At 73.4% G+C, this 26,594-nt stretch carries 20 protein-coding genes and 1 pseudogene; 6 read left to right on the top strand and 15 right to left on the bottom strand.

The genetic code is table 11. From position 1 onward, the window contains the following. Positions 1-3: 3 nt before the first annotated feature. Positions 4-783, bottom strand: coding sequence for a hypothetical protein (locus ABZ573_RS26790; RefSeq protein ID WP_327029337.1), 780 nt, complete (start codon positions 781-783; stop codon positions 4-6). A gap of 259 nt (positions 784-1,042) precedes the next feature. Here ABZ573_RS26790 and ABZ573_RS26785 point away from each other — a divergent pair, with 259 nt between their 5' ends. Together ABZ573_RS26785 and ABZ573_RS26780 are read left to right on the top strand one after the other, a co-directional pair. Next, complete coding sequence (locus ABZ573_RS26785; RefSeq protein WP_151456422.1) at positions 1,043-1,522, top strand: DUF4383 domain-containing protein; 480 nt, start codon at positions 1,043-1,045, stop codon at positions 1,520-1,522. A gap of 76 nt (positions 1,523-1,598) precedes the next feature. After that, positions 1,599-2,258, top strand: coding sequence for a DUF6766 family protein (locus ABZ573_RS26780; RefSeq protein ID WP_327029338.1), 660 nt, complete (start codon positions 1,599-1,601; stop codon positions 2,256-2,258). Between the two features lie 13 nt (positions 2,259-2,271). Here ABZ573_RS26780 and ABZ573_RS26775 read toward each other — a convergent pair whose 3' ends face one another. From ABZ573_RS26775 to ABZ573_RS26740, 8 genes and pseudogenes are all read right to left on the bottom strand, one after another. Further along, complete coding sequence (locus ABZ573_RS26775; protein ID WP_132240444.1) at positions 2,272-2,721, bottom strand: GNAT family N-acetyltransferase; 450 nt, start codon at positions 2,719-2,721, stop codon at positions 2,272-2,274. Between the two features lie 328 nt (positions 2,722-3,049). After that, a pseudogene (gene obgE / locus ABZ573_RS26770) lies at positions 3,050-4,468 on the bottom strand (GTPase ObgE); the annotation flags it as partial. 91 nt (positions 4,469-4,559) lie between these two features. After that, the gene (gene rpmA / locus ABZ573_RS26765; RefSeq protein WP_013288010.1) at positions 4,560-4,814 is read right to left on the bottom strand and encodes a 50S ribosomal protein L27; all 255 of its coding nucleotides are present in this window, start codon (positions 4,812-4,814) and stop codon (positions 4,560-4,562) included. Between the two features lie 11 nt (positions 4,815-4,825). After that, a complete protein-coding gene (gene rplU / locus ABZ573_RS26760) occupies positions 4,826-5,140 on the bottom strand; it encodes a 50S ribosomal protein L21 (RefSeq protein ID WP_088975625.1) in 315 nt (104 codons plus the stop codon). Positions 5,141-5,306: 166 nt separating this feature from the next. Next, positions 5,307-5,810: a hypothetical protein gene (locus ABZ573_RS26755; protein WP_358121763.1), complete on the bottom strand. Its 504-nt coding sequence runs from the start codon at positions 5,808-5,810 to the stop codon at positions 5,307-5,309. 117 nt (positions 5,811-5,927) lie between these two features. Then, positions 5,928-9,065, bottom strand: coding sequence for an Rne/Rng family ribonuclease (locus ABZ573_RS26750; RefSeq protein ID WP_358121761.1), 3,138 nt, complete (start codon positions 9,063-9,065; stop codon positions 5,928-5,930). 131 nt (positions 9,066-9,196) lie between these two features. Beyond that, positions 9,197-9,931: a TIGR03936 family radical SAM-associated protein gene (locus tag ABZ573_RS26745; RefSeq protein ID WP_311413759.1), complete on the bottom strand. Its 735-nt coding sequence runs from the start codon at positions 9,929-9,931 to the stop codon at positions 9,197-9,199. A gap of 163 nt (positions 9,932-10,094) precedes the next feature. Next, positions 10,095-12,080 (bottom strand): TIGR03960 family B12-binding radical SAM protein, encoded by a 1,986-nt coding sequence (locus tag ABZ573_RS26740; protein WP_151457262.1) that lies wholly within the window; start codon positions 12,078-12,080, stop codon positions 10,095-10,097. A 643-nt stretch (positions 12,081-12,723) separates the two neighbouring features. On the opposite strand from ABZ573_RS26740, the gene ABZ573_RS26735 reads away from it, so the two are divergent. After that, positions 12,724-13,905: a hypothetical protein gene (locus ABZ573_RS26735; RefSeq protein WP_358121829.1), complete on the top strand. Its 1,182-nt coding sequence runs from the start codon at positions 12,724-12,726 to the stop codon at positions 13,903-13,905. Between the two features lie 115 nt (positions 13,906-14,020). Here the strand turns inward: ABZ573_RS26735 and ABZ573_RS26730 are convergent, their stop codons facing one another. Together ABZ573_RS26730 and ileS are read right to left on the bottom strand one after the other, a co-directional pair. Continuing rightward, entirely contained in the window at positions 14,021-14,716 is a 696-nt protein-coding gene (locus tag ABZ573_RS26730) for a lysophospholipid acyltransferase family protein (RefSeq protein ID WP_151457160.1), read from the bottom strand. Positions 14,717-14,877: 161 nt separating this feature from the next. Then, complete coding sequence (gene ileS / locus ABZ573_RS26725) at positions 14,878-18,069, bottom strand: isoleucine--tRNA ligase (protein ID WP_358121758.1); 3,192 nt, start codon at positions 18,067-18,069, stop codon at positions 14,878-14,880. Positions 18,070-18,480: 411 nt separating this feature from the next. Between ileS and ABZ573_RS26720 the strand changes: the two genes are divergently transcribed. Beyond that, the gene (locus ABZ573_RS26720) at positions 18,481-18,921 is read left to right on the top strand and encodes a carboxymuconolactone decarboxylase family protein (protein WP_151457162.1); all 441 of its coding nucleotides are present in this window, start codon (positions 18,481-18,483) and stop codon (positions 18,919-18,921) included. 65 nt (positions 18,922-18,986) lie between these two features. On the opposite strand, the gene ndk is transcribed toward ABZ573_RS26720, so the two are convergent. Next, a complete protein-coding gene (gene ndk, locus ABZ573_RS26715) occupies positions 18,987-19,412 on the bottom strand; it encodes a nucleoside-diphosphate kinase (protein WP_151457163.1) in 426 nt (141 codons plus the stop codon). A gap of 143 nt (positions 19,413-19,555) precedes the next feature. Between ndk and ABZ573_RS26710 the strand changes: the two genes are divergently transcribed. Beyond that, positions 19,556-20,962 (top strand): VOC family protein, encoded by a 1,407-nt coding sequence (locus ABZ573_RS26710; RefSeq protein ID WP_358121755.1) that lies wholly within the window; start codon positions 19,556-19,558, stop codon positions 20,960-20,962. 31 nt (positions 20,963-20,993) lie between these two features. Here the strand turns inward: ABZ573_RS26710 and ABZ573_RS26705 are convergent, their stop codons facing one another. From ABZ573_RS26705 to ABZ573_RS26695, 3 genes are read right to left on the bottom strand one after another with little or no spacing between them, the layout of a single operon-like run. Further along, positions 20,994-21,485, bottom strand: coding sequence for a DUF4233 domain-containing protein (locus tag ABZ573_RS26705; protein WP_225852503.1), 492 nt, complete (start codon positions 21,483-21,485; stop codon positions 20,994-20,996). Beyond that, positions 21,482-22,816, bottom strand: coding sequence for a folylpolyglutamate synthase/dihydrofolate synthase family protein (locus ABZ573_RS26700; protein ID WP_151457323.1), 1,335 nt, complete (start codon positions 22,814-22,816; stop codon positions 21,482-21,484). The genes ABZ573_RS26705 and ABZ573_RS26700 overlap by 4 nt, the downstream gene beginning before the upstream one ends. Beyond that, positions 22,813-25,431, bottom strand: a complete 2,619-nt coding sequence (locus ABZ573_RS26695) for a valine--tRNA ligase (protein WP_358121753.1) — start codon at positions 25,429-25,431, stop codon at positions 22,813-22,815. The genes ABZ573_RS26700 and ABZ573_RS26695 overlap by 4 nt, the downstream gene beginning before the upstream one ends. 69 nt (positions 25,432-25,500) lie before the next feature. On the opposite strand from ABZ573_RS26695, the gene ABZ573_RS26690 reads away from it, so the two are divergent. Further along, the gene (locus tag ABZ573_RS26690) at positions 25,501-26,184 is read left to right on the top strand and encodes a hypothetical protein (protein ID WP_151457321.1); all 684 of its coding nucleotides are present in this window, start codon (positions 25,501-25,503) and stop codon (positions 26,182-26,184) included. Positions 26,185-26,594: the final 410 nt, after the last annotated feature.

Below are 26,594 nucleotides of genomic sequence, written 5' to 3'. Positions count from 1 at the left end.
GGCTCACGGACGGGTGGTCCCGGTCGACGGCACGCCCGGCAGCGGGTCGGTCTGGCTCACCGGCGGCAGCGGCTGGCCGACGCCACCGGCGGGGTCGGCGTAGCTGGTGGTGGTCTGCGGGTCGGCGTACGCGCCCGGGGTCGGGTCGAGGTAGCCGCCCGGCGGTACGGCGTCCGGCACCGCACGCGGGGCCGGCGGGGTCGGGATGACCGCGGTCCGCTCCGGGTCGTAGCCGGCGCCCGAGCCGTACGCGGGGTAGCCGTTGCCACCCTGGCCGTCGCCGGCGGCCGAGATGTTCTTGGTCAGCCGGCCGGCGAGCACACCCAGCACGGCGGCGCCGACCAGGAAGGTGCCCGGGTTGCGACGCGCGTAGTCGCGCACCTCGGCGATGAGGTCGCCGGGCTCGCGCTGCTCCAGCCAGCCGGCCACGCCGTGCACCCGGTCGGCGGCCTGGCGGGCGATCTCGCTCACCGGGCCGGCCTGGCCGCCCTGCTCGGCCATCGAGCGCATCTCGTCGGCCAGCGAACGGAGCCCGCCGGCGGCACGCCGCTGCTGGTCGCCGGCCTGGCTGGCGAGCTGGCTGCGGGCCTCGCCATAGAGGTTGCGCGCCTGGAGCTTCGCCTCGCCGACGACCTCCCGGCCCTGCTCCTTGGCCGTCCCGGCGACGGCGCCACCGGCGTGCTTGGCCTCCGAGCCGACCTGACGGGCCTGCTCGCGGACGCCGCTGCCGTTGCTCGACTCCTGCCCGTACGTGGAAGTCGTGGGTGACAGATCGTAGGTCATGATTTCCCTTCCGCTCGGAAAGTCTCCGCGGGTGTGTGCTGGGGGGATGCGTCGGCCGTTACTGCCGTCGCACCTCTTGACCTACCCTGCGTTGCCGGTTCCATACCTCCTTCGTGACTTTCCCTGCGGGCCGCCGCCGGGCCGCTACAAAATGGAGGATCGGCGGATCGCGTGTCGTCCTTGTCACGCACAGTGTCCGACGCTCCCCCGCCGCCGGCGCCGCGGGCAGGGCGTTCCGCAGGTCCACGGAGGTGAATCGATGGCACGACATGCACGCGGCGGCCCGGCGGGCCCGAAGCCGAAGGTGCAGCTCGCCGCCGTGGCCGCGGCCGGGGTCTTCACCCTGATCGGAGTGCTCGGGTTCATCCCCGGCATCACCATCAACTACGCCGACATGACGTTCGCCGGCCACCACTCCGAGGCCCGGCTGCTCGGCCTGTTCCAGGTGTCGATCCTGCACAACGCGCTGCACCTGGGCTTCGGACTGGCCGGTCTGCTGCTGGCCCGCAGCGTCGCCGGGGCCCGGGTCTTCCTCGCCGGCGGCGGCGCCCTCTACCTCGGCCTGTGGCTGTACGGCTTCGCGATCGACCGGGAGAGCGCGGCGAACTTCATCCCGGTCAACGACGCCGACAACTGGCTGCACCTGGTCCTCGGCTTCGGCATGCTCGCCTTCGGGCTGCTGCTCTCCAACCAGGTGGGCACGGGCACCCGGGCCGACGACCCCTTCGACCGCCCCTGACCCGCGCCGCGTGGCGGCGTTTGCCCGCCGCGCCCTCCGGGCACGGAGGTCGGAGGCCGTCGACGAGGAGGGCGTCATGCCGAGGTGGTTGCGTGACAACGCGCTGACCGTGGCGATGTTCGGCGCTTTTCTCGTCTTCCTGGTGTTGCAGAGCGTGTTCGGTTGGCAGACGTACAACCAGGAGCTGGCCGAGTTCGGGGCCGCGCCGACCAGCTGGCCGGCGTACCTGGGCACCGGGCACTTCATGGAGTCGGTCTTCGAGAACTGGGAGTCGGAGTTCCTCCAGATGGGCGGCTACGTCCTGCTCACCGCCTACCTGGTGCAGCGCGGGTCGGCGGAGTCGAAGCCGGTGGGGCAGACCGACCGGCCCGAGGACGACGAGCGGCGGGCCACCCCGGACTCCCCCTGGCCCGTACGCGCCGGCGGGCTGCCCCTGGTGGTCTACCGCAACAGCCTCTCCATCGCGCTGCTGCTGATCTTCGCCGGCTCGTTCGTCGGCCACCTGCTCGGCGGGACCGCCGACTACAACCAGCAGCAGGCGCTGCAGAGCGACGCGCCGCCGATCGGCGTGTGGGAGTTCCTCGGCACGAGCGACTTCTGGTTCCAGTCGATGCAGAACTGGCAGAGCGAGTTCCTCGCCGTCGGCACGCTGATCGTGCTGAGCATCTTCCTGCGTCAGCACGCGTCGCCGGAGTCGAAGCCGGTCACCGCCGTACACGCGCACACCGGCGACTGACCGCCCGGCCCCGTCAGGCCGGCACGCGCAGCCGCTTGGCGAAGCACACGCTGTACGGGTTGCCGACGTACTCGCCGTAGACCGGGATCGGCTCGTACCCGCTGGAGGTGTAGAGCCCGATCGCGGCCGGCAGGTACGTGCCGGTCTCCAGGCGGAGCACCGCGTACCCCTGCTGGAAGGCCAACTCCTCCAGCGCGGTCAGCAACTGCCGGGCGATGCCCCGCCCCCGGTGGGCCGGGCGGACGTACATCCGCTTCACCTCGCCGGTGCCGGCGTCGAGCGCCTGGATCCCGCCGCAGGCGACCGCCCGCCCGTCGGCGACCACCACCAGGTAGCGGATGTCGTCGTGGGTGACGGTCGCCTGGCCGTCCAGCCCGCCGTCGGCCGCCCGCAGCTCGCGCTGCTGGGCGGTGACCAGGGCGTCGATCTCCGCATCGGTGGCGGGGCGCGACTCGATCAGCATCAGGCCACGCTAGGCGGCGGGGATTTCGGGCAGGTTTCCGGCAGTCGACCCACGCACGGAGCGCGACGAGCCATTCGGCGTCGCCCGCCTGGGCGGGCTATTCGGCGTCGCCCGCCTGGGCGGGCTATTCGGCGTCGCCCGCCTGGGCGGACTGTTCGGCGTCGCCCGCCTGGGCGGACTGTTCGGCGTCGCCCGCCGCCGCGATGCGGGACGGGCCGGGCCCCTGGGAGGCACCGGGCCCGTCGGACGGGTCAGCCTCCCGGACCGGCCCGGCGTCGCCGAAGCCGTCCGCCGGGGCGACGTCGTCGGAGACGTCGGCGTCGGTGCCCTCGACGTCGTCCTCCGGGCGCTGCCGGCGGGCCTTGCGGGCCGCCAGCCGCTCCGCGGCGGACGCCCGGGTGGACTTCTCCTCCAGCCGGACGTCGGTGCCCCGGTTGCCGGGGATGAAGTCGGCCCCGGCGTAGAGGGTCGGCTGCCAGTCGAACTCCCGCTCGCCGATCCGGACCAGGTCGCCCGGTTCCGCGCCGGCCTTGCCCAGCTTCTCCTCGACACCCAGGCGGGCCAGCCGGTCGGCCAGGTAGCCGACGGCCTCGTCGTTGTCGAAGTTCGTCTGCCGCACCCACCGCTCGGGACGGACACCGTGCACGACCCAGGCGCCGTCCGGCGCGGCCTCGATGGTGAAGCCGGCGTCGTCGACCGCCCGGGGGCGGATCACGATCCGGGTCGCCTCGGCCGGCGGCGCGGCCTTGCGTCCCTGCTCCACCAGCTCCGCCATGGCGTACATGAGCTCCTTGAGCCCCTCCCGGGTCGCCGCGGAGACCTCGAACACCCGGAAACCGCGCTCCTCCAGGTCGGGGCGGACGATCTCGGCGAGGTCCCGGCCGTCGGGCACGTCGACCTTGTTGAGCGCCACCAGCCGGGGACGGTCGGCCAGGCCCCCGTACTCGGTCAGCTCGGCCTCAATGGTGTCGATGTCAGCGACCGGGTCCCGGCCGGGCTCCAGGGTGGCGGTGTCGATGACGTGCACCAGCACCGCGCAGCGCTCGATGTGCCGCAGGAACTCCAGGCCGAGGCCCTTGCCGGCGGCCGCCCCGGGGATCAGGCCGGGCACGTCGGCGACGGTGAAGGTGTGGTTGTCCAGCCGGACCACGCCCAGGTTGGGCACCAGGGTGGTGAAGGGGTAGTCGGCGATCTTCGGCTTGGCGGCGGAGATCACCGAGATCAGCGACGACTTGCCGGCCGACGGGAAGCCCACCAGCCCGACGTCGGCGACGCTCTTGAGCTCCAGCACCGCGTCGAGCTGCTCGCCGGGCTCGCCCAGCTCGGCGAAGCCGGGGGCCTTGCGCCGGGCGTTGGCCAGCGACGCGTTGCCCCGGCCGCCGCGCCCGCCCCGGGCCACCTCGAAGGTCGTGCCGGTGCCGACCATGTCGGCCAGGACCGTGCCGTCGGGGGCCTGCACCACGGTGCCGTTCGGCACCTTGAGCACAAGGTTGCGGCCGTTCGCGCCGTCCCGGTTCGACCCGGCGCCACCCTTGCCGTTCTCGGCCTTCACGTGCGGGCGGAAGTGGAAGTCCAGCAGCGTCGTCACCTGCGGGTCGACCACCAGGGACACGCTGCCGCCGTGCCCGCCGTTGCCGCCGTCGGGGCCGCCGAACGGCTTGAACTTCTCCCGGTGGATCGAGACACAACCGTGCCCACCATCGCCGGCCTGCAGGTGCAGGACGACCCGGTCAACGAACGTCGCCACGGGCGTCAATCCTTCCAGCGAGGGTCACGCCCCGCACGAAAAAAGCGAAGCGGGCCGGGACACGAGGTCCGCGGCCCGCAACGCCTTCGAACTACTGCTGCGGCACGATGCTGACGGTCTTGCGACCGCGCTTGGTGCCGAACTGGACCGAACCGGCGGCCAGCGCGAAGAGCGTGTCGTCTCCGCCGCGGCCGACCAGGTCACCGGGGTGGAACTTGGTGCCACGCTGACGGATGAGGATCTCACCCGCGCTGACGACCTGACCACCGAAGCGCTTCACGCCGAGCCGCTGCGCCGCGGAGTCACGGCCGTTGCGCGAGCTGGACGCACCCTTTTTGTGAGCCATCTGAGGACGACCTACTTCCCGCTGGAGATGCCGGTCACCTTGACCTGGGTCAACGGCTGGCGGTGACCCTGGCGCTTGTGGTAGCCGGTCTTGTTCTTGAACTTGTGGATCCGGATCTTCGGGCCCTTGGTGTGCGCGGCGATCTCGCCGGACACCGCGACCTTGGCAAGCTTCGCCGCGTCGGTCACCAGGTCGTCACCGTCGACGAGGAGCACCGCGGTGAGCTTCACCGCGTCGCCGGGGGCACCGACGAGCTTCTCGACCTCGATCACGTCGCCCTCGGCGACCTTGTACTGCTTGCCGCCGGTCTTGACGATCGCGTACATCGGAGGCGGACTCCCTGTCGTTGAGGCTGCTGGCGGGTGTTCCCGCGGCGGCTCGCCGGGTAGCAGAGGCACGGCGGCGCGGGCACGCGAGAACTCGGTACACCAAAGTGCACCGCCGGCCAGCGTACGCCATCGGAGGGCCCACACCCAAACCGGGCCCCGCCGGTCAGCGGGCGCAGAGCTGGTCGAGGCGCTGCCGGAGCCGGTCGAGCCCGGTCTCGTCGATCGAGTCGACGTCGGTGCCCAGCGTGCCGACCTCCGCCGCCATGTCCGCGAGGAGGGTCTTGAGCTGGGCGTCCTCGGCCCGGGTCGACTCGCGCCGCAGCGTGCTGCGCCAGTCGGTCAGCGCGGTGGAGATGCGGTCCCGGGCGGTCCGGGCCGCCGCGGCGTCGTCCGACCCGACCGCCGCGACCATCTTGCCGAGCTCCTCGACGTACGTCCGTACGGCCGTCTCGCCGGCCCGCTGTGCCGCGGCACACACCTCGGGCGCGTTGCCGCCGGCCGCCCCGCTGCCGGCCCCCGGCGCCCCGCCGCCGACGGAACCGCCCGGCGTGACGCCACCGCTAGGTGCGCCGCCGGGTGGGCCGGCCCGCTCCGGGCGCTCGGCCGCGCACCCGGTGCCGGAGAGCAGGACGGCGGTGAGCGCGGTGACGGCGAGCATACGGCGCATCGTTCTTCTCCTGACCGCAGGCGGCCGATCGTGGCCGGGGATCGACCATACGACAGGGCCCCTCCCGCCGGACATCACCGGGAAGGGGCCCTGTCACACGTCGGGTCGGTCAGCCGGTCACGGCCGGGTACGCCGCCGCGCGCCGCTGCGGCGGGACCGGCGCCGGCCGGAGCCCCCCTCCGACTCGTCGCCGTCGGCGTCGGAGAGCGCGTCCGGGTCGTCCGGGGCGGCCAGCCGCGCCGACTCGCCCGTCTGGCTGTCGGCGACCTCTCCGGCGGCGGCCGTGTCCGCCTCGTAGCGGGACAGGTCGTAGCCCATGGTGTCGTGGTACTCGGCGTTCGGGGCGGCGTCGGCGTCGGTCTCGGTGACCTCGGCCACGGTGCGCTCGGCCGGCGCGCTCTTGCGCGCCCGCCGCCGGGAGGTGCCGGCGCCCTGCTCCGCCGCCGCCGGGGCGGCCACGGCCGAGGCGACCGCCTTGACCTTCTCCCCCGCACCGCCACCGCCGGAACGCGGCTTCTCCGGCACCGGCTCGGTGTGCATGATCAGGCCCCGGCCCTTGCAGCACTCGCAGGTCTCGCTGAACGCCTCCAGCAGGCCCGCGCCGATCCGCTTGCGGGTCATCTGCACCAGCCCGAGCGAGGTGATCTCGGTGACCTGGTGCTTGGTCCGGTCCCGGCCCAGGCACTCGGTCAGCCGGCGCAGCACCAGCTCACGGTTGGACTCCAGCACCATGTCGATGAAGTCGATCACCACGATGCCGCCGAGGTCGCGCAACCGGAGCTGGCGGACGATCTCCTCGGCCGCCTCCAGGTTGTTCCGGGTGACCGTCTCCTCCAGGTTGCCCCCGGAGCCGGTGTACTTGCCGGTGTTGACGTCGATGACCGTCATCGCCTCGGTCCGGTCGATCACCAGCGAGCCGCCCGAGGGGAGGAAGACCTTGCGGTCCAGCCCCTTGATGATCTGCTCGTCGATCCGGTACTCGGCGAAGACGTCCGTGGTGCCGACGTGCCGGCGCAGCCGGGCGACCAGGTCCGGCGAGACGTGCGACAGGTACGACTCGACGATGTCGTACGACTGCTCGCCCTCGATCACCAGCTCGCGGAAGTCCTCGTTGAACAGGTCCCGAACGACCCGGATGACCAGGTCCGGCTCCTCGTAGAGCAGCACCGGGGCGCCGCCCTCGGCCGCCTTGGCCTGGATGTCCTCCCACTGCGCCTGGAGCCGCTTGACGTCGCGCGCCAGCTCGTCCTCGCTGGCGCCCTCGGCGGCGGTCCGGACGATCACGCCCGCGCCGTCCGGCACCAGCTTCTTCAGCACGTCCCGCAGCCGCTTGCGCTCGGTGTCGGGCAGCTTGCGGCTGATGCCGGAGGCGTTGCCGTGGGGCACGTAGACCAGGTGCCGGCCGGAGAGCGCGATGTGGCTGGTCAGCCGGGCGCCCTTGTGGCCGATCGGGTCCTTGGTGACCTGCACCAGCACCGAGTCGCCGGAGCGCAGCGCCTGCTCGATGGAGCGGGCCCGCCCCTCCAGGCCGGTGGTGTCCCAGTTGACCTCGCCGGCGTAGAGGACGGCGTTGCGGCCGCGCCCGATGTCGACGAACGCCGCCTCCATGCTGGGCAGGACGTTCTGCACCTTGCCCAGGTAGACGTTGCCGGCCATGGTGCCGGAGGAGTTGCGGGTGACGTAGTGCTCGACGAGCACCCCGTCCTCCAGGACGGCGATCTGGGTCCGGTCGCCGCGCTGGCGTACCGCCATCACCCGGTCGACGGCCTCCCGGCGGGCCAGGAACTCCGACTCGCTGAGGATCGGCGGCCGGGTCCGGCGCTGCTCGCGGCCGTCGCGGCGGCGCTGCCGCTTGGCCTCCAGCCGGGTGGAGCCGGAGACGCCCTGCACCTCGTCGACGGTCTTGCGCGGCTCGCGGATCTTGACGACGGTCGGCACGCCGTCGTCGGCGCCCGCCTCGACGTCACCGGCGCCCCGACGGCGGCGACGACGACGGCGGCGGGTCAGCCCGTCACCGCCCTCACCCTCCTCGTCCTCGTCGCCCTCGGACTCCTCCGCCTCGGCCTGCGCGGCCTCCTCGGACTCCTCGTCCTCGGCGTCCTCCGCGCCGCCCTTGCCCCGGCCGCGTCCACGGCGGCCACGGCGGCGCCGGCGGCGGGCCGCGGCGCTCTCGTCCTCGTCCTCGTCTTCGTCCTCGGCGGCTTCCTCGGCCTCCTCGGTCGGCTCCTCGGGCTCGACGACCTCGACCGCCTCGACGTCGCGGCGGCCACGCCGGCGGCGGCGCGCCGGCTCGGCCGGCTCCTCGGCGGCGGGCTCCTCCGGCTCCGGCTCCGGAGCGGGAGCCACGACCCGGGCGACCGGGACGTCCTCCGGCTGCGGGGCCATGAACAGCACGGTGGGCGCGGAGAGCGCGGCCCGCCGGCGGCGGGTGCGCGGCTCGGGCTCGACAACCGGCTCGGGCTCGACGACCGGCTCCGGCTCGACGGCCGGCTCGGGCTCGACGGCCTCGGTCGGCTCCTCCTCGGCGGGCGGGGTGACCGCCACGCCGGGCGGGACCTCGCCGGAACGGCTCTCCGCACCGCTGACCGCGGCGGGCGGGGCGGCGGCGCCGAACCCGGTGCCGGCCTCCGGCTCGATGCCGGCGGCGGCCGGCGGCTGCTCAGTGGGCGCGGCGCCGGTCCGGTCGGCCCCGAGGGCGTCGCTCGGGGTCTCCGCGGCCGGCTCGGCCGCGGCGGGGGCCGCCTTCTTCCGACGGGTACGCGTCGCCTTGGCCGGCGGCGCAGCCGGCTCGGCGGGCGCCTGGTCCGCCTCGGCCGGAGCCTCCGCGGCGGGCGGCGCGGCGACCTCGGGGGCCGGCCCGGCGGCCTCGGCGGGCGGCGCGGTGGCCTCCTCGGCGGCCTTCGCGGTGGTGGCCTTGCGGCGGCGGCGCGTCGCCTTCGGGGCGGCGTCGAGGTCGCCGGAGACGGGGGCGAACACCTCGGCCTGGAGCGCCTCGCCGCTGCCCGGCACGGGCGCCGTCGACGCCTCGACCGGCACTTCGGTCTGCTCCGGCTGGTTCAGCGGCGTGGCCCGCCGCCGGGTCGTACGCCTTCGGACCGGCGCGGCCGGGGCCTGCTCGGCCCCGCCAGCGTCGGCGTCGGCGGTGCCGGCGGCGTTCTCCGCCCCGGCGGTGTTCTCGACGGTGCTGCTGTCAGCGGTCTCGTCGGCCGGCTGTGAACCGGTCCGTTCGCCGCCCTCGGGCTCGTTCTCGAGCATGGACGTTCTCCAGTTCTGGCTGCCCCGGGCGCGGGTGAGCGCTGCCACGCAGGGTCGCCGCAAAAGTGTTTCCGCCGGGCGCGCACGGTGCGCGACCGCCGAAGTCTGCCTACCTGAACGTCGACCGACGGTCAGCGTTCACCGATGGTTGCCCCGTCGCGGTCCGCTTCCAACGGATCCGCGATCGCATCCTGCGCGGTCAGCGTGCCCTGTGCCAGCCGGATCACCCTCGGCGAGACCGGCGGCTCCAGGTCGGCCACCACGCGGAGGCCGGAAAGGACGTCATCGGGCCGCACGGAGGGGGTGACCTGCCGCACGACCAGTTCGAGTATCGCACACGGTACGGCCGGCGCCCCGGAAGGCGTCTCCGGCGACGCGATCACATCGATGCGGATCACCGCTGCCCGGGCGTCGAAGGTGCGCCGGCCCTGCTTGGTCATCCGCTCGACCAGCACTTCCTCGGCGGCCGTGAAGGCGGAAACCGCCCGTTGCAGGACGGCTGGGTCGACCTCGGGCAGCTCGATGCGCCAGTGCGACGCCTCGATCCGGTCGGCAAGACTCCCGCCAGCGGCCACGACGGCGTCGAGCACGTCGAGACCGGGCGAGAGGGCCGCGTCCAGCGCGGCGCGCAGCTCCGCCGGGTCGACCTGCTCGCGGAGGCCGATCTCCAGGTATTCCGCCTCGCTCGCCACGCCCGTCGGGGCCGCGCTGGCGTACGAGATCTTGGGGTGCGGGGTGAAGCCCTGGGAGAAGGCGATCGGCACGCCCGCCCGGCGCAGCGCCCGCTCGAACGCCCGGGCAAAGTCCCGGTGCGAGGTGAAGCGCAGCGGGCCGCGCTTGGCGTACCGGATCCGGACCCGCTGCACGACGGGTGCCTGGCCGCCCTCTGGCTGTGGTTTCCTACTGATCGTCGTGCTCCTCGTGTCGGAACCGGTTGATCGTGACGGCACTGCTCGCGACTCGCGTGCCGCTGACGATAACCACATGATCAACCCGGCGCACGGCGGGCGTGCCCGCCGTGCGCCGGAGCTACTGCTGGGCGCCGGTGGGGAGCTTCAGACCGTTGATCGGGGTGAGCGGGAGAAGCTTCTTCCCGGTCGGGCCGATCTGGATCTCGGTGTCCATCGACGGGCAGACGCCGCAGTCGAAGCACGGGGTCCACCGGCAGTCGTCCTGCTCGTACTCGCTGAGCGAGTCCTGCCAGTCCTGCCAGAGCCAGTCCTTGTCCAGGCCCGAGTCCAGGTGGTCCCAGGGCAGGACCTCCAGCTCGTCGCGCTGGCGGGTGGTGTACCAGTCGAGGTCGACGCCGAAGGCCGGCAGGACCTCGGTCGCCGCCTCCACCCAGCGCTGGTAGGAGAAGTGCTCGCTCCAGCCGTCGAACCGGCCGCCGTTCTCCCACACCCGCCGGATCACCGCGCCGACCCGCCGGTCACCCCGGCTGAGCAGGCCCTCGATCAGCGACGGCTCGCCGTCGTGGTAGCGGAAGCCGATCGCCCGGCCGAGCGACCGGTCCGCGTTGATCGCCTGCTTGAGCATCTTGAGCCGGCCGTCGATGACCTCCGGCCGCTCCATTGACGCCCACTGGAACGGGGTGTGCGGCTTCGGCACGAACCCGCCGATGGAGACCGTGCAGCGGATGTCCTTCGAGCCGGTGGCGGCCCGGCCGGCCCGGATGACCTCGTGGGCCATGTCCGCGATCTCGAGGACGTCCTCGTCGGTCTCGGTGGGCAGGCCGCACATGAAGTACAGCTTCACCTGCCGCCAGCCGTTCGTGTACGCGGTGACGACGGTGCGGATCAGGTCTTCCTTCGACACCATCTTGTTGATGACCTTGCGGATCCGCTCCGACCCGCCCTCGGGGGCGAAGGTCAGGCCGGTGCGCCGCCCGTTGCGGGACAGCTCCTGCGCGAGGTCGATGTTGAACGCGTCCACCCGGGTCGACGGCAGCGAGAGCGACACGTTGGTGCCCTCGTACTGCTGGGCCAGGCCGGAGCACATGTCGCCGATCTCGGAGTGGTCGGCCGACGACAGCGACAGCAGGCCCACCTCGTGGAAGCCGGAGAACTCCAGCCCCTCCCGCACCATCTGCCCGACGGTGGTGATGGAGCGCTCGCGCACCGGGCGGGTGATCATGCCGGCCTGGCAGAACCGGCAGCCCCGGGTGCAGCCCCGGAAGATCTCCACGGCGTACCGCTCGTGCACGGTCTCGGCCAGCGGGACCAGGGGCTTCTTCGGGTACGGCCAGGCGTCCAGGTCCATGGTCGTGCGCTTGTGCACCCGGAACGGCACGTCCGCCCGGTTCGGCACGACCCGCTGGATGCGGCCGTCGGGGAGGTAGTCCACGTCGTAGAAGCGCGGCACGTAGACGCTCTCGGTGCGGGCCAGGCGCAGCAGCAGCTCGTCGCGCCCGCCCGGGGAGCCCTCGGCCTTCCACTCCCGCACGATCCCGGTGATCTCCAGGACCGCCTCCTCGCCGTCGCCCAGCACGGCGGCGTCGACGAAGTCGGCGATCGGCTCCGGGTTGAACGCGGCGTGGCCGCCGGCCACGATCACCGGGTCGGCGTCGGTGCGGTCGGCGGCGAGCAGCGGGATGCCGGCCAGGTCGACCGCGGTGAGCAGGTTGGTGTAGCCCAGCTCGGTGGAGAAGGAGACGCCGAAGACGTCGAAGTCGCGCACGGAGCGGTGCGCGTCGACGGTGAACTGCGGCACGCCGTGGGCGCGCATCAGCTTCTCCAGGTCCGGCCAGACCGCGTAGGTCCGCTCGGCGAGCACGTCGGGCAGCTCGTTGAGCACCTCGTAGAGGATCTGCACGCCCTGGTTGGGCAGGCCGACCTCGTAGGCGTCGGGGTACATCAACGCCCAGCGCACGGCCGCCGCGTCCCAGTCCTTGACCACCGCGCCCAGCTCGCCACCGACGTACTGGATGGGCTTGGTCACCTGGGGCAGCAGCGGCTCCAGCCGGGGCCAGACGGAATTGGCCGCGGCGGGGCGCGGCGTGGTGGACGGGACGCTCATGATGCCCAAGGGTACGCGGCCCGGCGGCGGCCACCGCGCGCACGCCGGTCGCCACGCCCTCGGGGCGCCGGTCGCCGCGCCCTCGGCACGTCGCGGCGCCCGTCCGGCCTTGCGGTACCGGCGACGGCGGTGGCCGGAATCGCCCCGCTGGCGCATCGGTACTAACCTCGGACCGGCGCGAGAGGAGATTGCCGCGATGCCGCAGCCGCAGCCGGGCACGGACCGGCCGGCCGACGGGAGCCCCCCGGGTCAGGACCAGGGTCCGGATCCGGCGGTCACCGAGGAGCCCCCGACCTCCCCCGCAACGCCCGCCCCCGCCGGCGGCACGGGCCCGGAGGGCACCCGTGAGCTGCCCACCGAAGACCCCGAGCCGACCGCGACGTCCGACATCGGGCAGGACCCGGACGACGCCGGGGCCGACGCCGCGCTGCCGGACACGGGCGACGCCGCCGCGCCGCACGTCTCGGGCGACGCCGCCGGCCGGCCAGACCCGGGCGACGCCACCGCGCCGCAGGACGCCGACGACGCCGGGGCCGAGGACACCCGGGACGCCGGGCCCGGGCGGGTCGCCGGCACCGGCCCGGAGGGCACCCGCCTGCTGCCCGACGACGGCCCGCCGGCCGTGGGACCGCAGGGCACCCGGATGTTCCCCGGCGACGAGCGACCGGCCGTGGGACCGCAGGGCACCCGGATGTTCTCCCCCGACGAGCTACCGGCCGAACCGCCCGCGCCCCGGTGGAGCGGTTCGGCGGCGGTGCCCCCGCCGAAGCCGCGCAAGCGGGCCTGGGGCGAGTCGGCCGTGATCCCCCCGGTGCCGGCGCCTCCGCCGGCGCCCCCGCCCGAGCAGTCCGCCGAGCACCGCACGCCGGTCGACCCGTGGGCGGGCGCGGACACCGGCGGGTGGGACCTCCCGCCGCCCCCGCCGCCCTCGCCGACGTTGCCCTACCCCGCCGCGCCGTCGCCCAGGCCGTACTCCGGGCCACCGGCACCACCCGTGCACTCCCCCGCGCCGCCGACCCCACCCGTGCACTCCCCCGCGCCGCCGGAGCCACCGCGTCCCGCGCCGCCGCGGGTCGCGTACCCGGCCGCCCCGCCGCAGTCGGCGTACCCCGTCTCCCCGCCGCCGGTCTCCCGGGCGCCCGGCCCGGCGCGGCCGGCGTCACCCCCGCCTCCGCCGCCCGCGCCGCCGAGGCAACGTCGGGCGACGGCGCCGCCGGCCGGGCCGCCACCCGGCCAGCAGGCCCCCCGGGGGTACGCCCCGACGCCCGCCCGCAAGCGTCGCCGCTGGCCGTGGTACCTGCTGCTCATGCTGGCCTGCTGCTGCGGCTGCCCGGCCTACTACGGGGTGCCGATGGCGTCGCAGTACCCGGCCGAGGCCAGCCTGCCGGCCGAGGTGGCCGACCTGCGGCTGCGCGACGACAACACCAGCAAGGCGACCGCCAAGCAGTTGGAGGCGGACGTGCGCAAGGCGCACTGGCTGGCCGAGAAGACCTTCGCCGGCGTCTACGCCACGCCCGCCGGCAAGCGGGTGACGGTCTTCGGCGGCACCGGCTTCCGGTTCACCCCGGAGTCCGACGCGGAGGACGAGATCACCCGGCTCACCGCGCAGTACTCCCTCGGCGAGGCCCAGGTGGTCGACACCGGCGTACGCGGCCGGCACCAGCGTTGCGCGGTGGGGCGCGCCGACGGCCAGGACGTGGTGGTGTGCACCTCGGTCGACCACGGCAGCATCGCCACCGCGGTCTTCACCCGGCTCTCCCTCGACGACAGCGCCACCCTGCTCGGCACCCTGCGGGAGCAGATGGTCACGACCAGCCAGAAGTAGCGGCTCCACCGGCTCGACGCCGTCGAGCGGGCCCGGCGGCCCGGTCGACGGCGTCGCTGCGGTCCCACGTCCGCGACGGGGCAGCGGCGCGGCTCCGGCCGCCCCGCGCCCGGGCTCAGGCCGGGGCGTCGCCCGGGGTGGCGGAGTGCCCGCGCGGCGGGGCGTAGCGGGGCACGTACTCCTGGCCGGTGAGCTTCTGGATCTCGGCCATGACCTCGTCGGTCATCTCGCGCAGCGACGTGCGGTCGTCCGACCGGCCGGTGAAGTCGAGCGGCTTGCCGAACCGGATGGTGATCTTGGCGCGGCCGGGACGGGGCACCCGGGTGCCGATGGGCTGGGCCTTGTCGGTGCCGGTCATACCGACCGGGATGACCGGCACACCGGCCGCCACGGCCAGCCGGACCGCCCCGGTGCGCCCCCGGTAGAGCCGGCCGTCCGGCGACCGGGTCCCCTCCGGATAGACCGCGACCAGGTCGCCGGCCCTGAGCACCGGGATGGCGGCGTCGAATGCGGACAGCGCCGCCCGACCGCCGGCCCGCTCGACCGGGATGGCGCCCAGGCCGGTGAGCACGTGCTTGGAGAGGGCGCCCTTCGGGCCGGTGCCCTTGAAGTACTCCGACTTGGCCCAGAACGCCAGGTGCCGGGGGACCACGGTGCCGAGGAACAGCTCGTCGGCGACCGAGAGGTGGTTGCCCGCGAAGATCGCACCCCCCGCGTCCGGAATGTGCTCCAACCCCTCCACGGTCGGACGGAAGGCCAGCCGGAGCGCGGGCGCCACGGTGAGCTTGCCGATGGTGTAGAGCAGGGGCACTGGTCCTCCGGCGGAGTGTGTGCGAACAGGCGGTGTCACCGTAACCGACGGGTCCACCCGTCGTCGCCCGGGTGGCGGGTCGACCGCCTGGTGAGCGGGCCTGTCGGGGCCAGTGGGGGCGGTCCGGCGACACTCCGCCAGACCGCCCCCGTCTCACCGACTCATACCCTGCGGACGGCCACGGTCACCCGCTCGCCCTCGCCGACCTCCCCGGTGAAGCCGTCCACCCCGTCGGCGAAGTCGACGGAGTCGGCCAGCACCTCGCGGGCCACGAAGTCGGTGTACGCGGCCACCGCCGCACGCACCTCCTCGCCGGCCGACAACGCCACCACGATCCGGTCGGAGACGTCCAGGTCGGCGTCGCGGCGGGCCTGCTGCACCACCCGGACGACGTCCCGGGCCAGCCCCTCGGCGGCCAGCTCGGGGGTGACCTCGGTGTCCAGCACGACCACGCCCTCGCCGCCGGGCAGCGGCGCGGAGTGCTCGGCGTCGGCGGCGACCAGGCGCAGCTCGTACTCGCCCTCGGCGAGGGTGACGCCGGCGGCGACCGGGGCGCCGTCGACCAGCTCCCACTCCCCCGCCTTGACCGCCCTGATGACCTGCTGCACCTGCTTGCCGACGCGGGGGCCGAGCGCGCGCGGCACCACGGTCAGCACCTGCTGGCAGTACGCCGACACCTCGTCGGTGAACTCCACCGCCTTCACGTTGACCTCGTCGGCGACCAGGTCGCCGAAGGGCCGCAGCTGCGCCGCGACGGGCGAGGCCACGGTCAGCGTCGACAGCGGCAGGCGCACCCGCAGGCCCTTGGCCTTGCGCAGCGATAGCGCCGCCGAGCAGACCTCCCGGGTGGCGTCCATCGCGGCGACCAGCTCGTGGTCGGCCGGGAACTCCCCGGCGGACGGCCAGTCGGTCAGGTGCACCGACCGCTCGCCGGTGAGGCCGCGCCAGATCTCCTCGGCGGTCAGCGGCGCCAGCGGCGCCACCACCCGGCACAGCGTCTCCAGCACCGTCCACAGAGTGTCGAACGCGTCGGCGTCGCCGGACCAGAACCGGTCCCGGGAGCGCCGCACGTACCAGTTGGTCAGCGCGTCCAGGTAGGACCGCACGGTGACGCAGGCGCCCGAGATGTCGTACGCGTCCATCTGCTCCTGGACCGTCGACACCAGCTCGTTCGTCTTCGCCAGCACGTACCGGTCGAGCAGGTGGGTGCTTGTCGTGTTCCGCTTCGCGGTGTACCCGTCGGCGTTGGCGTAGAGCGAGAAGAAGTACCAGACGTTCCACAGCGGCAGCAGCACCTGCCGGACGGCGTCGCGGATGCCCGGCTCGGTCACGGCCATGTCGCCGCCGCGTAGCACCGGCGAGGACATCAGCATCCAGCGCATCGCGTCCGAGCCGTACGAGTCGAACACGTGGTAGACGTCCGGGTAGTTGCGCAGGCTCTTGGACATCTTGCGCCCGTCGGAGCCGAGCAGGATGCCGTGGCTGAGGCAGTTGCGGAACGCCGGCCGGTCGAACAGCGCGGTGGCCAGCACGTGCATGGTGTAGAACCAGCCGCGGGTCTGCCCGATGTACTCGACGATGAAGTCGCCCGGGTAGTGGTGCTCGAACCAGTCGCGGTTCTCGAACGGGTAGTGCACCTGGGCGAACGGCATCGAGCCGGACTCGAACCAGCAGTCCAGCACCTCCGGCACCCGGCGCATCATCGACTTCCCCGTCGGGTCGTCCGGGTTGGGGCGGACCAGGTCGTCCACCGCCGGCCGGTGCAGGTCGCTCAGGCGTACGCCGAAGTCCCGCTCGATCTCCTCAAGCGAGCCGTAGACGTCGAGCCGGGGATAGTTCGGGTCGTCGGACTTCCACGCCGGGATCGGCGAGCCCCAGAACCGGTTCCGGCTGATCGACCAGTCGCGGGCGTTGGCCAGCCACTTGCCGAACGAGCCGTCCTTGATGTGCCCCGGCGTCCAGTTGATCTGCTGGTTCAGCTCGACCATCCGGTCCTTGAACTTCGTCACCGCGACGAACCACGACGACACCGCCTTGTAGACCAGCGGGGTGTCGCAGCGCCAGCAGTGCGGGTACGAGTGGGTGTAGGTGTCCTGCTTGAGGACGACCCCCCGCTCCTTCAGCTCCCGGATCACCGGCTTGTTGACGTCGAAGACCTGCTCGCCCTCGTAGGGCGGCACCAGCGCGGTGAACCGGGTGTGGTCGTCGACCGTGACGATGGTGGGGATGCCGGCCGCGTTGCAGACGTTCTGGTCGTCCTCGCCGAAGGCCGGGGCCAGGTGGACGATCCCGGTGCCGTCCTCGGTGGTGACGAACTCCGCGCCGAGCACCTGGTAGGCGTTCGGGCCGGCCTGCTCGACGAGGAAGTCGAACAGCGGGGTGTAGCGGCGCCCGGCCAGGTCACGGCCGGAGACGGTGCCGACCTGCTCGTAGCCCTCCAGCTCCTTGGCGTACGCAGCCAGCCGCGCCGCCCCGACCACGTACCGCTGGCCGTCGCGCTCCAGCACGGCGTACTCGATGTCGGGGCCGACGGCGAGCGCCAGGTTGGACGGCAGGGTCCACGGCGTGGTGGTCCAGACGCCGAGGCGCACCGGCCCGCGCAGCAGCTCCGGCGCGCTCTCGTCGGGAGTCAGCGCGAACCAGACCGACAGCGTCGGGTCGTGCCGGTCCCGGTAGACGTCGTCCATCCGGGTCTCGGTGTTCGACAGCGGCGTCTCGCAGCGCCAGCAGTACGCCAGCACCCGGAAGCCCTCGTAGACCAGGCCCTTGTCGTGCAGGGTCTTGAAGGCCCACATGACGCTTTCCATGTAGTCCAGGTCGAGGGTCTTGTAGTCGTTGGCGAAGTCGACCCAGCGGGCCTGCCGGGTGACGTAGCGCTCCCAGTCGTGGGTGAACTCCAGCACCGAGGTGCGGCACGCCTCGTTGAACCGGGCCACGCCGAGGTCGAGGATCTCCGCCTTGCTGGTGATGCCGAGCTGCTTCTCGGCGACCACCTCGGCGGGCAGGCCGTGGCAGTCCCAGCCGAAGCGCCGCTCCACCCGCCGACCGCGCATCGTCTGGTAGCGCGGCACGACGTCCTTCACGTAACCGGTGAAGAGGTGGCCGTAGTGCGGCAGGCCGTTGGCGAACGGCGGGCCGTCGTAGAACACGTACTCGTTGTCGGCGTCGCCCGCGACGCCGCCTCCGGCCGCGTCCGTGCTCTCCGGTCGCCGGCCGGAGGCCGGCCGGGCCTCGACGGAGGCCTCGAAGGTCTTGTCGGCCGTCCAGTGCTCCAGGACGCGGCGCTCGACCGCGGGCAGGTCCGGGCTCGCCGGGACGCCGGCGGCGGTCGGTTCGTGCAACGGATAGACCATCGGGGGTCGCTCTCCTCGCGCAGCTCACTGTCGTGTGGGTCTGCGAGGACGAGCCTTCTCGGGTACGCCTCGACGGCGCCCCCGGGCAGGCCCGCGGTACCACCCCGCTTGGCGGCCAGGATCGACCGCCCGCTCGTTGGCCGGCTGTGACGGGCCGGACCCGTCCGGTTCTACTGGGCCGGGGTGAACCGGCTGTTCTTCCGGAGGCTCACCGGTGATGGCCGGGTCATCGCCTTACGACCGCCAAGGTTACCCGACCACGCACGAAGATCGCCGCCGAGTAAACCCGCCCGGTGACCGGTTACCCAGGGTGACGAGCGGCGTGACCGGGCTCACGTCCGCCGGTGTCACGCCGCGCCTGCGCGCTTCGTCGGATGGGTGTCGACACAGACCGGACCGAGGAGGACCGTCATGCAACGGATCAACGTGGCCGAGGTGGCACCGCAGGCGTACCAGGCCGTGCTGGGGCTGGAGAAGTACGTCCGGGCGAACGTCGGGCACACCGTGCTGGAGCTGGTGAAGCTGCGGGCGTCGATGCTGAACGGCTGTGCGTTCTGCGTCGACATGCACAGCCGGGACGCGCTGGCGTCGGGCGAGTCGGACCGGCGGCTCTTCGCCGTCGCCGCCTGGCGGGAGGCGCCCTTCTTCGACGAGCGGGAGCGGACCGCGCTGGCGCTCACCGACGCGGTGACCCGGCTCGGCGAGCACGGCGTGCCCGACGACGTCTGGGACGCGGCGGCGAAGGTGTGGTCCGAGAAGGAACTCGCCGACCTGCTGATGGCGATCGCCACCATCAACGTGTGGAACCGGATCGCCGTGACCTGCCGCACCGATCTGCCCACGGACGTGTGACGGTCCGCGACGCGACGCAGGCGCCGGTGCGCGCGACGCGCACCGGCCCCGCGGCGGCGGGTGCGTCAGACCAGCTCGGGGAACCAGAGCGCGATCTCGCGCTTCGCGCTGTCCGGCGAGTCGGAGGCGTGCACCAGGTTCTCACGGTTGGACAGGGAGAGGTCGCCGCGGATCGTGCCGGCCGCCGCCCGCCGCCCGTCGGTCGCGCCGACGAGCCCGCGCACCACGTCGATGACCTGGTCGCCGGCGAGCACCAGCGCCACCAGCGGGCCGCCGGTCATGAAGTCCTTCAGCGGCGGGTAGAACGGCTTGTCGACGTGCTCGGCGTAGTGCTCGTCGGCCAGCGCGGCGTCCATCGTCCGGGACACCATCGCGTCGATCCGCAGCCCCTTGCGCTCGAAGCGGGAGATCACCTCGCCGACCAGCCCGCGGCGGACCGCGTCGGGCTTGATCAGTACGAGGGTGCGCTCATCGGGGCTGCTGCTGGACACGCTGGGTTCCTCCTGTGCGCGGAAGACGGTCGGGCTGGGTACGGTCAGCCTAGCGACCCGGTCCCGGCACCGGCGCGGCGGCCGGTCCTTCCTCCGGCGGCCGATCCGGCCTAGCCTGGCCCTTGACCCTCGGGAGGTCCACTGTGGCGAATGGCGGGAACCGGCCCATCGCACCGGTACGCAAGCTGATCGCCGCGGTGCTGGGCACCGTGGCCACCTTCGTCGTCCTGTTCGGCCTGGGCATGACGAGCTGGGCGATCGTGGCACTCGGCGTCGCCCTGCTGGTGCTGGCCATCGCGCTGGCCACGGTGCGCGGGGGCGGTCGCACCTGGGTGATCGGCGAAGGGCACGTGCACAGCGCCTCCGAGCCGCCCACGCAGTACGCCTTCGGCCGCTGCGAACTCCAGCTGGTGATCGACGCCCCGGGGCTGCCGCCCCGGTCCAAGAAGATCATCGAGCCGCGGGTGCCGGTGGCGAAGTGGCCGTCGCTGGGCCAGACGCTGCCGATCCGGGTGGCCCTGGACGACCAGCGCCACGTCCGGGTGCTCTGGGACGACGTGCCCACCCACGCGGAGACCGCCGCCGCCGTCGCGGCCGACCTGCCGCCCGAGTACGCGGGCTCCGAGTCGCTGGACGACGTGCTGATCCAGCAGGAGGCCCCGCCGTGGGCGGACCGGGCGCCGGACGACGACTTCCGGGACGACTACCGCGACGACTTCCGGGACGACTTCCGGGCGCCGGTGGGCGATCCGCTGGGCGATCCCGTCGGTGATCCGCTGGGCGATCCGCTCGGTGGGGACCGGGTCGGGCGGCCCGAGGAGCGCGAGCCCGTCGTGATGCACCAGCGTCCGGGTGGGCCGGTCGTGCTGGAGGGCACGCTCGTCGAGCAGCCCACCACCGGCACCCTGCCGCGCCGGGCCACCCCGACGCCCCGCCCGCCCGCCGAGGAGCGGTTCGACGCGCCCGGCGAGCGCCTCGACCCGTCCGCGCCGGCGGATCCGCTCGACCTGCCCCTGGACGATCCCGCCCCGCCGCGCAACCGGGTCCGCGACGAGCGGGTCCGCGACGAGCGGATCAGCCCGGAGGAACTGGACGAGGCGATCTTCGGCCCCGGTCCGGCGACCGACGCCGACGACGAGGCCGGGGAGACCGCGGCGGCCGGCGACGAGTTCGGGGCGCCGATCGCCGGCGTGGGGCTGACCCTGCTGGTCACCGACCTGCCCCGCTCGCTGGACTTCTACCGCGACCTGGGCTTCGCCGAGGTCGACCGGGGCTCCGGCAACGCGGTCCTCTCCTCCGGGACGACCCGCCTGGTGCTGCGCGAGGTGACCGAGGCGGCGCCGATCAGCCGCCGGCTGGTGCACGTCAACCTCGAGGTCGACGACATCGGCTCCGCCTACGAGCGGCTGCGCGGCACGGGCGTCCGGTTCACGTACGCCCCCCGCGTGGTCAACCGGGGCACGAAGCTGGAGGTGTGGGCGGCGGCGTTCCGCGACCCGGACGGCCACGGCATCGCCCTCACCCAGTGGCGGGAACGCGCCGAGGCCTGACCCGTCAGCCCAGCTCGCCGAGGCCTGACCGTCAGCCCAGGATGACCCGGCGCACGTGCAGGGCGTAGCCCCACACCAGGGCGAAGACGACGCCCAGCACCAGCAGCGACCAGTGCAGCAGGCCGGCCAGCATGAGCAGTCCCTGCAGGGCGGTGCCGGCGTGCCAGGCCCACGGCCGACGCATCATGCCGGCGAGCAGCACCGCCGCCACGGCCAGCGCCACCACGGCCCCGATCGCGGCGCCGCCCAGGTCGCCGCCGACCACCCGGATCGGCTGGATGGCCAGCACCAGCACCAGCGCCTCCAGGCTGAGCGTGCCCGCGCCGAGGCCACGGACCGCCCGTTCCGGGTTGCGCAGCCCGGAGCGGCGCGGCGGGCGCCCCGCGGGGTTGCCGTCGGCCGCCCGGACCGCGCCGTCGTCCGGGGTGCCGTCCGAGGTACTGGCGGGGAGGTCGCCGGGGAGCCCGTCGGGTGCCCCGGTCGGGCGGTCGTCGCCCGCGGTGGCCCGCTCCGGCCCGGTCATCGCTTCAGCAGCCGACGGGCGTCGGCCACCGTCACCACCGACCCGGTGACCAGCACCCCGACCCCGCTCAGCTCCCCCGGTACGTCCTCCTCGGCCATCGCCACCGCCGCCTCGATCGCGTCCGGCATCTCCTCGGCCACCTCCACCCGCTCGGGTCCGAAGACCTCCGCCGCCAGCGCGGCCAACTCCCGGGCGGGCAGTGCCCGGGGCGAGCTGTTGCGGGTCACCACGACCTGGTCGACCACCGGCTCCAGCAGCTCCAGCAGGCTGGCCGCGTCCTTCTCCGCGAGGACGCCGACCACCGCGACCAGCTTGCTGAAGGCGAACTCCTCCTGGAGGGCGGCCACCGTGGCGGCCATCCCGTGCGGGTTGTGCGCCCCGTCCAGCAGGATGGTCGGCGCGCTGCGTACGCGCTCCAGCCGGCCGGGCGAGCTGGCGGTGGCGAAGCCCTCCCGGACCGCCTCGACGTCGAGCTGCCGCTTCGCCCCGGCGCCGAGGAACGCCTCCACCGCCGCCAGCGCCACCGCCGCGTTCTGCGCCTGGTGGGCGCCGTGCAGCGGGATGAACACCTCCTCGTAGACGCCGCCGAGGCCCTGGAGGGTGAGCACCTGCCCGCCGACGGCGACGGCCCGCCGCAGCACCCCGAACTCGGCGCCCTCCCGGGCGATGGTCGCGCCGACCTCGGCACAGCGCTCCAGGATCGGCCCGGCGGCCTCCTCCTCCTGCGCCGCGGAGATCACCGTCGCGCCCTTGTGGATGATTCCCGCCTTGGCCAGCGCGATGTCCTGGATGGTGTCGCCGAGCCACTCGGTGTGGTCCAGCCCGACCGGGGTGAGCACGCACACCCCGGCCTGGATCACGTTGGTGGCGTCCTCGGCGCCGCCGAGACCCACCTCGACCACCGCCACGTCCACCGGGGCGTCGGCGAAGGTGGCGAAGGCCAGGGCGGTCGTCATGTCGAAGTACGTCAGCGGCTCCGCCGAGCGCTCGTCGACCAGCCGGGCGAGCGGCTCGATCTCCCGGTACGTGGCGACGAACCGTGCCTCGTCCACCGGCTCGCCGTCCAGGCTGATCCGCTCCCGGACGTTCTCCAGGTGCGGGCTGGTGTAGCGGCCGGTGTGCAGCCCGAACGCCCGCAGCAGCGAGTCGATCATCCGGGCCGTCGAGGTCTTGCCGTTGGTGCCGGTCAGGTGGATCGACGGGTACGCCCGCTGCGGGCTGCCGAGCAGGTCCAGCAGCGACTCGATCTTGTCCAGCTCGAAGGCCATGCGGGTGAACCCGCGTTCGGCCAGCTCGGCCTCGACGGCGGCGAAATCGGTGCGGTCGGTCACGAGGGCAGCGCCTCCAGAGCGGCGTCGATGCGGACGAGGTCGGCCTCGGCGACGGCGAGCCGATCGCGGATCTTGGCGACCACCGGCTCCGGCGCCTTGTCGACGAACGCCGGGTTGCCGAGCTTCGCCCGGGCCTGCGCGGCCTCCTTCTCGGCGGCGGCCCGGTCCTTGGTCAGCCGGGCCCGCTCGGCGGCCACGTCGATCGTCCCCCGGGTGTCCAGGGCCACGCTGACTTCGCCGGGCATGGCGAGCGTGGCGCTGGCCTGGAAGCCGTCGCCGGCCGCGTCGAGGCGCACCAGCGACCGGATCAGCGGCTCGTGCGCGGAGATGCCGGCGGCGGCCAGGCCGTCGAGCCGCGCGGCGACCCGCTGCGTCGGGCGCAGCCCCTGGTCCGAGCGGAACCGCCGGATCTCGGTCACCACCCGCTGGAGGGTGCCGACCTCGACCTCCGCGGCGTCGTCGACTCCGGTACGGTCGGCCACCGGCCAGGCGGCCGTCAGCACCGTCTCGCCGCCGGTGAGCGCGGTCCACAGCTCCTCGGTGACGAACGGGATCACCGGATGCAGCAGCCGCAGCAGCTGGTCCAGCACGTGCCCGAGCACCCGGCGGGTCGCCTCGGCGGCCGGGCCGCCCTCGGCGAGCACCGGCTTGGTCAGCTCCACGTACCAGTCGCAGACGTCGTCCCAGGCGAAGTGGTAGAGCAGGTCGCAGACCTTCGCGAACTCGTACGCCTCGAACTGCTCGTCGACGGCGGCGGTGACGTGCGCCAGCCGGGACAGGATCCACCGGTCGACCGTCGACAGCGTGTCGGCCGCCGGCAGCGGCCCCTCGGTGTGCGCGCCGTTGAGCAGCGCGAAGCGGGTGGCGTTCCACAGCTTGTTGCAGAAGTTGCGGGAGCCCTGGCACCAGTCCTCGCTGACCGGCACGTCCCCGCCCGGGTTGGCACCCCGGGCGAGCGTGAACCGGGTGGCGTCGGCGCCGTACCGGTCGATCCAGTCCAGCGGGTCGACCACGTTGCCGAACGACTTGGACATCTTCTTGCCGTGCTGGTCGCGGACCATGCCGTGCAGGGCCACCGTGTGGAACGGCGGCCGGCCGTCCATCGCGTACAGGCCGAACATCATCATCCGGGCGACCCAGAAGAAGAGGATGTCGTAGCCGGTGACCAGCACGCTGGTCGGGTAGAACTTCGCCAGGTCGGGAGTCTGCTCCGGCCAGCCGAGCGTGGAGAACGGCCACAGGCCGCTGGAGAACCAGGTGTCCAGGACGTCCTCGTCCTGGTGCCAGCCCTCGCCGCTCGGCGGCTCCTCGTCCGGGCCGACGCAGACGATCTCGCCGTCCGGGCCGTACCAGACGGGGATGCGGTGACCCCACCAGAGCTGGCGGGAGATGCACCAGTCGTGCATGTTGTCGACCCAGGCGAAGTACCGCTTGGCCAGCTCCGCCGGCTCGATCTTCACCCGGCCGTCACGCACCGCGTCGCCGGCGGCCTCGGCCAGCGGGGCGGTGTTGACGAACCACTGGAGCGACAGCCGCGGCTCGACGGTCGTCCGGCACCGGGAGCAGTGCCCCACCGCGTGCACGTACGGCCGCTTCTCCGCGACGATCCGGCCCTGCTCGCGCAGCGCGGCGACGATCGCGGGGCGGGCCTCGTAGCGGTCCAGGCCCTGGAACGGGCCGTGCGCGGTGATGACGCCCCGCTCGTCCATGATCGTCAGCGACGGCAGGTCGTGCCGCTGGCCGATCTCGAAGTCGTTCGGGTCGTGCGCCGGGGTCACCTTGACCATGCCGGTGCCGAAGCTCGGGTCGACGTGCTCGTCGGCCACGATCGGGATCCGCCGGTCGGTCAACGGCACGGCCACCTCGGTGCCGATCAGGTGCCGGTAGCGCTCGTCGTCCGGGTGCACGGCGACCGCGGTGTCACCGAGCATCGTCTCGGCCCGGGTCGTGGCGACCACGACGTCGTCGCTGTATCGGATCGAGATCAGCTCGCCGTCGTCGTCGGTGTGCTCCACCTCGATGTCCGACAGCGCGGTCAGGCAGCGCGGACACCAGTTGATGATCCGGTTGGCCCGGTAGATCAGCCCGTCGTCGTAGAGCTTCTTGAACATGGTCTGGACGGCCCGGGACAGGCCCTCGTCCATGGTGAAGCGCTCACGGTCCCAGTCGACGGAGTCGCCGAGGCGACGCATCTGGCCGAGGATCGCGCCGCCGGATTCGGCCTTCCACTGCCACACCCGCTCGACGAACTTCTCCCGGCCCAGGTCGTGCCGGGACAGGCCCTGGCCGGCGAGCTGCCGCTCGACCACGTTCTGGGTGGCGATCCCGGCGTGGTCCATGCCCGGCAGCCACAGCGCCTCGTGGCCCTGCATCTTCTTGCGCCGCACCAGCGCGTCCTGGACGGTGTGGTCCAGCGCGTGGCCCATGTGCAGGGAGCCGGTGACGTTGGGCGGCGGGATGACGATGGTGAAGGGGGGCTTGTCGCTGTCCGCCGACGCCCGGAAGTGGCCGGCGGCTACCCACTGCTCGTACCGTCGCTGCTCCACCTCGCCGGGCTGGTACTGGCCGGCAAGGGTCGGGGCGTCGGGGCGTCGGGCATCCAGTCTCTCGGTCACCCTGAAAGTCTACGGAGCGCTTCCCGGGACCCGACGTGCGCCACCTGCTGTTCGCGTACGGTGTCGGCTATGTCCGACGCACATCTCACCGATCGCCCGGTCGCCGACGGGCCCGAACCGATCGATCTGACCGACGAGCCCATCCAGCTCAGCAACCGGGACCCGGAGAGCGCCCCGGAGCGGCGGGGGACGTGGTCGGGGCGCCGGCGGGTGGCGTGGGCCGTGGCGGCGGTGGTCGGACTCGCGGGAGCCGCGGTGCTCGGCACCGCCGGCTGGCGGGTCGCCCAGCAGAAGGACGCTGATCTGGCCACCCCGGACCGGGTGGCGGGCCTCGTACGCGACGACAGCGACCGGGCCCGCAGCACCTCCGACTACCTGCGCAGCGGATTCGCCGCCGACATCGACCTGGACAGCAGCTTCGGCACCGTCTACCGGGATCCTGCCGACGACAGGCGCTCGGTGCTCGTCTTCGGGGGGACGACCCTGCTCTGGCAGCCGGAGCGGGACCTGAACAGTCTCTTCGGCCTGCTGACCGACGAGACCGGCAAGGTGACGGGGCTGCGCAAGATGCCCGCCGGGCGCTTCGGCGGCGTGATGAAGTGCGGCACGACCAGCGGCGACGGCGGCGACTTCGCGGTCTGCGGGTGGGCCGACCACGGCAGCGTGGTGATGGCGATGTTCCCGGGTCGCTCCGTCGACGACGCTGGCGGGCTGTTCCGCGCCATGCGCGAGGAGATCCAGACCCGAGGCTGACGCGTTGGCCGCCGGCCCGAGGCCAGGTGGCGCGGCCCGAGTCCAAGTGGTGCAGGCGAAGCCCTGGTGGCGCGGCCCGAGCCTAGGTGGTGCGGGTGGAGTCCAGGTGGTGCGGGTGGAGTCCAGGTGGTGCGGGCGGAGTGTCCCCGGCGCCTGGCGGGGGAACCCGTGGCCCCGGGCCTGAAAACGAATCCGCCGCCCGATCGACCCTGCTCCGGTCCCGGGGGATCCGGCTCTCGGCCTCCGGTCCCCGCAGGATTCGGCTCTCGGCCATGCCTCAAATGGGCCGTAACGCAGTTCAGGGCCACCCCATGCGGGGTGACCCTGAACTGAAAGATTGTCCGGCGGTGTCCTACTCTCCCACACCCTCCCGAGTGCAGTACCATCGGCGCTGGAGGGCTTAGCTTCCG

This window comes from Micromonospora sp. NPDC007220 (genome assembly GCF_040634035.1).
Taxonomy (GTDB): domain Bacteria; phylum Actinomycetota; class Actinomycetes; order Mycobacteriales; family Micromonosporaceae; genus Micromonospora; species Micromonospora reichwaldensis.
The sequence above is the reverse complement of the archived record's forward strand: the minus strand, read 5'-3'. Positions and strand labels throughout refer to the sequence as shown.

What these genes read in the sequence shown, in the direction of transcription:
- ABZ573_RS26790 (WP_327029337.1), bottom strand. Translation starts at nt 783, where the DNA reads ATGACCTACGATCTGTCACCCACGACTTCCACGTACGGGCAGGAGTCG.
- ABZ573_RS26785 (WP_151456422.1), top strand. Translation starts at nt 1,043, where the DNA reads ATGGCACGACATGCACGCGGCGGCCCGGCGGGCCCGAAGCCGAAGGTG.
- ABZ573_RS26780 (WP_327029338.1), top strand. Translation starts at nt 1,599, where the DNA reads ATGCCGAGGTGGTTGCGTGACAACGCGCTGACCGTGGCGATGTTCGGC.
- ABZ573_RS26775 (WP_132240444.1), bottom strand. Translation starts at nt 2,721, where the DNA reads ATGCTGATCGAGTCGCGCCCCGCCACCGATGCGGAGATCGACGCCCTG.
- rpmA (WP_013288010.1), bottom strand. Translation starts at nt 4,814, where the DNA reads ATGGCTCACAAAAAGGGTGCGTCCAGCTCGCGCAACGGCCGTGACTCC.
- rplU (WP_088975625.1), bottom strand. Translation starts at nt 5,140, where the DNA reads ATGTACGCGATCGTCAAGACCGGCGGCAAGCAGTACAAGGTCGCCGAG.
- ABZ573_RS26755 (WP_358121763.1), bottom strand. Translation starts at nt 5,810, where the DNA reads ATGCGCCGTATGCTCGCCGTCACCGCGCTCACCGCCGTCCTGCTCTCC.
- ABZ573_RS26750 (WP_358121761.1), bottom strand. Translation starts at nt 9,065, where the DNA reads ATGCTCGAGAACGAGCCCGAGGGCGGCGAACGGACCGGTTCACAGCCG.
- ABZ573_RS26740 (WP_151457262.1), bottom strand. Translation starts at nt 12,080, where the DNA reads ATGAGCGTCCCGTCCACCACGCCGCGCCCCGCCGCGGCCAATTCCGTC.
- ABZ573_RS26735 (WP_358121829.1), top strand. Translation starts at nt 12,724, where the DNA reads ATGTTCCCCGGCGACGAGCGACCGGCCGTGGGACCGCAGGGCACCCGG.
- ileS (WP_358121758.1), bottom strand. Translation starts at nt 18,069, where the DNA reads ATGGTCTATCCGTTGCACGAACCGACCGCCGCCGGCGTCCCGGCGAGC.
- ABZ573_RS26720 (WP_151457162.1), top strand. Translation starts at nt 18,481, where the DNA reads ATGCAACGGATCAACGTGGCCGAGGTGGCACCGCAGGCGTACCAGGCC.
- ABZ573_RS26705 (WP_225852503.1), bottom strand. Translation starts at nt 21,485, where the DNA reads ATGACCGGGCCGGAGCGGGCCACCGCGGGCGACGACCGCCCGACCGGG.
- ABZ573_RS26690 (WP_151457321.1), top strand. Translation starts at nt 25,501, where the DNA reads ATGTCCGACGCACATCTCACCGATCGCCCGGTCGCCGACGGGCCCGAA.